7 protein-coding genes are annotated in these 6,146 nt (G+C 52.5%); 2 read left to right on the top strand and 5 right to left on the bottom strand.

The features are described 5' to 3' along the window. Positions 1–267: 267 nt before the first annotated feature. Positions 268–708: a type II 3-dehydroquinate dehydratase gene (gene aroQ, locus MJ257_RS14380; protein WP_178022795.1), complete on the bottom strand. Its 441-nt coding sequence runs from the start codon at positions 706–708 to the stop codon at positions 268–270. Positions 709–796: 88 nt separating this feature from the next. After that, complete coding sequence (locus MJ257_RS14375) at positions 797–1,336, bottom strand: YqhR family membrane protein (protein WP_178022796.1); 540 nt, start codon at positions 1,334–1,336, stop codon at positions 797–799. 185 nt (positions 1,337–1,521) lie between these two features. On the opposite strand from MJ257_RS14375, the gene MJ257_RS14370 reads away from it, so the two are divergent. Then, positions 1,522–2,520 (top strand): DUF1385 domain-containing protein, encoded by a 999-nt coding sequence (locus MJ257_RS14370; protein ID WP_240269880.1) that lies wholly within the window; start codon positions 1,522–1,524, stop codon positions 2,518–2,520. 5 nt (positions 2,521–2,525) lie between these two features. After that, complete coding sequence (locus tag MJ257_RS14365) at positions 2,526–2,849, top strand: hypothetical protein (protein ID WP_178022797.1); 324 nt, start codon at positions 2,526–2,528, stop codon at positions 2,847–2,849. A gap of 46 nt (positions 2,850–2,895) precedes the next feature. On the opposite strand, the gene MJ257_RS14360 is transcribed toward MJ257_RS14365, so the two are convergent. From MJ257_RS14360 to mntR, 3 genes are all read right to left on the bottom strand, one after another. Continuing rightward, positions 2,896–3,870, bottom strand: a complete 975-nt coding sequence (locus MJ257_RS14360) for a patatin-like phospholipase family protein (RefSeq protein WP_240269879.1) — start codon at positions 3,868–3,870, stop codon at positions 2,896–2,898. A gap of 78 nt (positions 3,871–3,948) precedes the next feature. Continuing rightward, positions 3,949–5,583 carry a family 10 glycosylhydrolase gene (locus MJ257_RS14355; protein WP_240269878.1) on the bottom strand — a complete coding sequence of 545 codons (1,635 nt, stop codon included), beginning with the start codon at positions 5,581–5,583 and terminating at the stop codon, positions 3,949–3,951. A gap of 134 nt (positions 5,584–5,717) precedes the next feature. After that, positions 5,718–6,143: a transcriptional regulator MntR gene (gene mntR, locus MJ257_RS14350; RefSeq protein ID WP_178022800.1), complete on the bottom strand. Its 426-nt coding sequence runs from the start codon at positions 6,141–6,143 to the stop codon at positions 5,718–5,720. Positions 6,144–6,146 lie beyond the last annotated feature (3 nt).

Here is a 6,146-nt window from a genome sequence, read left to right as displayed (position 1 = left end):
CGGCGTCGAATCTGCCACATTAATCCAAGGAATACCTGCAAAAATACAGTTATTCTCTTGAAAAAAGGCAACCTCTCGCGAATACCTGCAAAAATACAGTTTTTATTCGCGGAAAGCGAGCATAACGCTCATTCAACCCAAAATTCCTGCATTATTGCATCTTTTTCGCCCAAAGCTTCAAAATCACCCGAAATTCCTGCACTTTTGCAGTTATTCGTCTCAACCCAACCGGTCGAATCCGAGGTCACTTGGTTAAGAATCTTCCGCTTATCCCCGCTCCAAACGACGCTTCAACGCCAGCAATCCCATTTCATAGCCATACGAACCAAATCCGGAGATTTGTCCGACGGCAATCGGCGCGATGACCGAGGTATGACGGAATGCCTCACGGGCGTGGATGTTGGACAAGTGGATTTCGACCACGGGGATGCTTACCGAGGTTAATGCATCCCGCAACGCATAGCTATAATGCGTCAGCGCGCCCGGATTCAATAGAATCCCGTCCGTATTTCCGTAGGCGGCATGAATTCGATCGATCAGCTCGCCCTCATGGTTGGACTGAAAGAAGGAAAGCTCCAGCCCGTTCGGCGCAGCCAGTTCCTTCAGCTTGTCTTCGATGTCACCGAGACTCTCGGATCCGTAAACTCCGGGCTCGCGCACGCCAAGCATGTTCAAGTTCGGTCCGTTCAACACCAAGATGCGATACATGGCGGCTCCCCCTTTCCGAAAAATAACCAAAAATAATTTTAACATAGGAGGGAGTCGCTTGAGAAGCTATAACTTTTCGGCTCGACTATTATTGAAGCGCGTGCTCGCGGGCTTTGTTGGGTTCGCGGGAACGTTCATCCGTGTATTCCTCTGCCGTCGTATAGCCAATGAACAATCCCCACAACAAATACAGGCAGAATTCGCTGATAATCGTGGTCCGCGACAACTGGCGCAACGGAGGGATCAGGTCGAGCAACGGGCCAAGCACCCCGAATAAAATGCCCCACCAGGCGATGCCGTACAGGATGCCCGGGCCTGGGCCCCGGAGTTTACGGAACGCCAGCACATAGAGGATCGTCGCCAGAATGGAGAAGACGATAAACGATAACCACCCGACGTAATACCCGGCCTGACTATGCAAGAACGAATTTTTAAAAAAAGGCTCCACCAGATAGCCGGGCAGCACCGAGGTAAAGCCCATATAGAAAAACACCCCTTTGACGCCTCCCCAGATGAGTCCGGCAAACAATCCGATTTCCAGCGAGAATATCCAAATGTTGGTGTTTTCCCGCCGCTGCTGACGCCAAGGCTGAACCCGCGCCCTTGATTTCTCCTTGTTCGCTTTCATTCGCATCTATCCCTTCCATAGCAATATTTTCATTCCATTTTTTGAAGGTTAGTATGCGCATTTCCAAAAAGACTAAACCAACTAGAATTTGCCCGCAAAGTCCGTTACAATGGAATCATTACAAATCTTTAGAACCACGCCGCTTACGCCACACTAAACTTAACAATTGTAGGAAGGTGAAAGTTTTGCCTGAACAATCTGCACCGACGATTTACGGCGGCCAAGCCGTTATAGAAGGCGTCATGTTCGGTGGAAAATATGTCAACGTAACCGCCGTTCGCCGAAAGACCGGGGAAATCAGCTTTTTGGAGGTCCCTAAGGAAGATAAGCAATGGGTCAAAAAGCTGCGTAAAATTCCGCTGGTTCGCGGAATCGTCAGCATTGTCGACTCCAGCGCCAAAGGCTCCAAGCACCTCAACTATTCGGCAGAAGCGATGGCCGATGACGAAATGGATCCGGAAGAACGCGCCAAACAGAAGGAAAAAGAGGAATCCGGCTTTTCCCTTACGATGCTGCTGGGCGTAGCCGTGGTCGGAGTCTTGTCCTTTATCGTGGGCAAGCTGATTTTCACATTAGTTCCGGCACTCTTGGAGCAATACTTATTCCAACACGCTTTTGCTAACCAAACGCTGCACTCGCTCATTGAAGGTGTCATTAAAATCATCCTGTTGCTCGGGTACCTATGGCTCATGTCCCAGACGCCCGTCATTAAACGGTTGTTCCAATATCACGGGGCAGAGCATAAAGTCATCTCCGCGTATGAAGCGGGTGAAGAATTGACCCCGGCCAATGTGCAAAAATACAGCCGCCTGCATTACCGCTGCGGCAGCAGCTTTATCATTTTGACGGTCATTGTCGGGGTTATCATCTATTCTTTACCTATCTTCAGTTGGGATTCGATTTGGGAACGCGTCTATATCCGGGTGCTGCTGCTCCCGCTCGTCATCGGCCTCTCGTTCGAATTGCTGCGGTTCACCAATGCGGTTCGCGACATTCCGGTGCTGCGATTCCTTGGATACCCGGGACTTTGGCTGCAGCTGTTAACGACAAAGGAACCTTCCGATGATCAAGTCGAAGTATCCATCGCGTCGTTTAACCGCATGCGTGAGCTGGATGCCCAATTGGAGCAAGTCGGCGTCATCGAGACGCCAGTCGGTTCGACTTTGGATCCCTTGAAAGGATGAGGTACATGAAAAAACAAGGCATCATGTTCTGGGTCATCGTCCTTCTGGTCGCCATCGGCATCATCGACAGTCTTTTTGTCAGCCATCACATCCCTTTGAGCAGCATCCTCGTTCCGGTCGCCGTCATCGGCATCGTCTTTCTGCTGTATAAATTTCCGCCGCGGAAATACCGAAAGGCTCAGCCGAAAATCAAACCTTCGGCGCGCACGATGGCCAAAGTCGCCGCGGAACGCAAGCCTGTCCGGAACGAGAAACGCAAAGCGTATCCGTTTCAGGTCATCGAAGGACAAAAAGGCAAAAACGACGACGATTTGCCTAAATATCATTAAATAGCAAAAGGACGGCGCCGCATGATGCGGTACCGTCCTTTTGGGTTTATTTTAGCGCGGCAAAAGCTTGCTGATACTTCTTGAACTGATCCTCGTAAAGCTGCACGTTCCAACTGCCGAAGAACCGGTCCCCCGCCAGAAATCCCGATTCGAACAACAGCAGGCTTTCCTCCTCGCTGATATCGAATTGCGTCGTGCCGATGCCTAGTGTCGGGATCTTCACCGTGCGGTACCGGTTGGATTGCTCGATGTACCGCTCGTCATGCGCCGACAACATCGTCTCTACGATCGCCTGCAGCATCGAAAACGGCCCGGTAATGCCATGCGGCTTATTCGTGTATCTGCCCACCATCTGAAAGCCAACGGTTGGAATACGCTTCTCCCCTTGCCGCGGCTCTTCGCGGTCAAACAACCATAGCGGAAAGTTGCTGAGCAAACCGCCATCGACAATATGCAGAAACTGCTCCGCGAACGGTTTGCCTTTGGCCAGCTTCGGCGGCAGCCTGAGAAGCACCGGATCAAAGAAATAAGGGATGCTGCAGCTCATGCGAACCGCTCGGGCTACCTCGAACGTGGCCGGGTTGATGCCGATCTTATCCAAATCATCCGGTAGCACCATGATTTTGCCGCTCGTGATGTCCGAGGCGATGATGGTCAGCTTCCCCGGGGCCAGATCGCCGAAGGTGCGAATGCCTTTCGCCAGCAGAATCTGGCGGATCCACTCCTCCAGCGCCTCGCCTGCATACAAGCCTTTTTTGAGAAGTACCCGAAGAGCCGGTCCGATCAGCGCCAGATTAAAAATCGGTGCTCTCTTCAGAAATTTCGAGAATGACGTGGTCAATATAAGTTCTCTCATTTCGTCCGCGGTATAACCTGCAGCGATCATGGAAGCGATGATCGAGCCGGAAGAGGTTCCGGCGACGCGATGAAACCGCGCTCCGTATTTCTCGGCCGCCCTGACTGCGCCGGCCAACGAAATTCCTTTAACCCCGCCGCCCTCAAACACCCCGTTCATCAGCATCAGGCGCCTTCCCCCCAACCACATTCAGTCTACTGCTTATGTATGTCGGGAGGGGCTGTACGTATGCCTTTCGTTTGTTTACATTCCGTAATAAGACTGCAGCAGCGGGATCAAACCAAGCGGGTTCTTGCGCAAATCCTTGGCGCTAAAGAAAATGCTGCCGCCGATCTCGGGAACTTGCCGATTATATTCCAGCTGATCGATGATTTCCTGTGCGCTGGACCAGCCGATTTCCGGCGTACCCAGCTTATAGGGGGCATGGCCGATGTAAAGTTTCACGTTGGTCCCTCTAACCTCTCCGGCCCACCAATCGACCAACAGGTCGTAGCGAACCTCTTTCCGCGACAAGCTCCAATAGATTTGCGGAGCCACGTAATCGATCCATTCGTTTTTGATCCAGGTGCGAACGTCGGCGTAGGTGCTATCGTAAGCCGTAACGCTCGCTTTCGTATCGGAACCGGTCAAATCATTTGATTTGTTCCGCCATACTCCGTACGGGCTGATGCCAAAAGACAAGTTAGGTTTGGCCTGTGCGACGCCTTGGCCCAGCTTCTGCACGAATTGATTGATGTTGTCTCGCCGCCAATCGCCTTTGTTTGCGATCTTGTTGGCGTTATAAGCTTTAAACGCGGCGTCATCCGCAAATGGCTTCGCTGCCGATTCCCCGGTCGGATAGAAATAATCGTCCAAATGAACGCCGTCGATATCGTATCCGTTTACGACTTCCATGATCGCGCGGATCACGTGATCGCGGGCTTCCGGAATTCCCGGATTGATGTACAGCTTGCCATCGAACTTCACGATCCATTCCGGATGTTGGTTCGCGACATGATTGGCCGGTAGTTTGCTGGCGTCGCCGCCCGTGCTGGCACGAAACGGGTTAAACCAGGCGTGGAATTCCATGCCGCGGCGGTGCGTCTCCTCGATCAGGAACTGCAGCGGATCGTATCCGGGATCCTTACCGGCGGTTCCCGTCAAATAAGAGGTCCACGGCACCAACGAGGACGGATAGATCGCGTCCGCAGACGGGCGTACCTGAACGAACACCGCGTTCATGCCCATCGCTTGCACTTCATCCAGCAGCTGCACGTATTCGGCTTTTTGAGCTTCCACCTTACCATACGAGCTTTTGCTTGGCCAATCGAGGTTGGAAACGGTGGATACCCAAACGCCGCGCAGCCCGCTAGCCGTCCCCCCCGCTGCCGGAGGCTGAGGCAACTCGCCTTGCGGAACTTCACCGCCTGAACCGGGATCCGAAGGAGCCTCAACGGAACCGCTTGTCAGCGTAATGGTACGGTTCTTCCCGTTCCAATCGACGGTGATTCCGAGCTGCTCGCTGACAAAGCGGAGCGGCACCATCGTCCGGCCGGAACTGATTTCCACCGAAGCTTCAAGATTGACGGTGCTCCCACCCACTTGAACCGCGGGCGAACCTAACGTCAATACGAGGGTGCTGCCGTCTTTCTGAATCGTCGCCGTTTTATCGGCTTGGGACCAGGCAACCTGGGCCCCCAGGTTTTCGCTGATCACCCGGAGCGGTACCATGGTGACGTTCACCCCGGGTTTAATGTATGGCGAAGCATCGGTGGATAACGCTTCTCCGTCGAGAATGATCCGAATGTCGGTTGCGGCAGCGGCCGCCGGCGTATTCCCGGAATAAGGCCATAGGAAGAGCAACACTAGGAAAGGAATAAACCATTTGCGAAATTTCATCAGAATCCTCCACATCATCGTTATGTACGGACAAACCGCGCTACTTTCTTTAACGTCCGGCGAAGGCCAAGAGTTGCGCTTCCGAGGGCAAAAAAGAAAAAAGCATCTGCCTTATCCTAAGACAGATGCTTCTTCTAAGATTCGCTGATTAGTTCTTGGTGGACATTCTCCAGATCCTGGATCCGGGAGCTATCGCGTTTGAAATATTCCACCAGCGTTGCGATACGTGTGATGGAATCCCAACTTAAATGATGCTCAATGCCTTCGACGTCTTTATAAATGTTCTCGTGATCGACGCCGATCATGCCGAGGAACTCCTCCAGCAGCTGATGCCGGTCCACGAGCCGTTTGCCGATTTTTTTCCCTTTGTTGGTCAGGACAAGGCCCCGGTATTTCTCGTAAATCAGATATTCATCCTTGTCCAATTTTTGAATCATTTTCGTGACGGAGGAAGGATGAACCTCCAAACCTTCCGCGATATCGGACACACGCGCGTATCCTTTCTCGTCGATCAGTTTGTAAATACGCTCCAAATAGTCCTCCATACTGGGCGTTGGCATCTA

It is taken from the genome of Paenibacillus timonensis (assembly GCF_022427145.1).
Lineage (GTDB): Bacteria > Bacillota > Bacilli > Paenibacillales > Paenibacillaceae > Fontibacillus > Fontibacillus timonensis.
Note: the sequence above shows the minus strand (reverse complement) of the source record. Positions and strands in the feature narration are given on the sequence as shown.